The 959-nt window shown below is 66.0% G+C and carries 1 protein-coding gene; it reads left to right on the top strand.

What is annotated here, in order from left to right:
• Window positions 1-959 (top strand): Calx-beta domain-containing protein (locus PQU89_RS17115; RefSeq protein WP_272766818.1); only part of this gene is annotated, 959 nt, incomplete at both ends.

The following is a 959-nucleotide window of genomic DNA, read 5'->3' as shown; positions in this document are numbered from 1 at the left end:
ACTGCCAGCGGCGACATCACTGTACCGGAAGGCGAACCGGCCACCTTTGCGCTGCACGTCACCGGCGCTGCGGCCGGCAGCACGCTGCAGCTGACCCTGGCCGACGGCACCGCGCTGAGTCCGGCGGACTACGCTTCCGGCAACTTCCAGTACAGCACCGACAATGGCGTCAGCTGGACGACCTACAGCGGCGCCATCGCGCTGGCCGCCGGCGACACCGATCTGCTGATCCGTACCACCACGGCGGAGGATAGTGTCGACGAGCCGAACGAAACCTTCACCCTCGGCGCCACACTGAACAGCAACGGCAGCAGCTATGGCGACAGCGCCACCGCCACCATCGTCGATGACGACATCCCTTCCATCTTCTTCGGCGCGAGCGAAATGGCCAGCGGCGACATCCTGGTGCCGGAAGGCGATCCGGCGACTTTCGAGCTGCACGTCACCAGTGCCGCCGCCGGCAGCACGCTGGTGCTGACCCTGGCCGACGGTACGGCGCTGAGTCCGGCGGACTACGCTTCCGGCAATTTCCAGTACAGCACCGACAATGGCGTCAGCTGGACGACCTACAGCGGCGCCATTGCGCTGGCTGCCGGCGACACCGATCTGCTGATCCGTACCACCACGGTGGAGGATAGTGTCGACGAGGCAAATGAAACCTTCACTCTCGGTGCCACGCTAAACAGCAACGGCAGCAGCTATGGTGACAGCGCCACCGCCACCATCGTCGATGACGACATCCCCACCATCTTCTTCGGCGAGAGCGACACCGCCAGCGGCGACATCACCGTGCCGGAAGGCGAGCCGGCCACCTTTGCGCTGCACGTCACCGGCGCTGCGGCCGGCAGCACGCTGCAGCTGACCCTGGCCGACGGCACCGCGCTGAGCCCGGCGGACTACGCTTCCGGCAACTTCCAGTACAGCACCGACAATGGCGTCAGCTGGACGACCTACAGTGG

This window comes from Vogesella indigofera, from assembly GCF_028548395.1.
Taxonomy (GTDB): Bacteria; Pseudomonadota; Gammaproteobacteria; order Burkholderiales; family Chromobacteriaceae; genus Vogesella; species Vogesella indigofera_A.
Note: the sequence above shows the minus strand (reverse complement) of the source record. Positions and strands in the feature narration are given on the sequence as shown.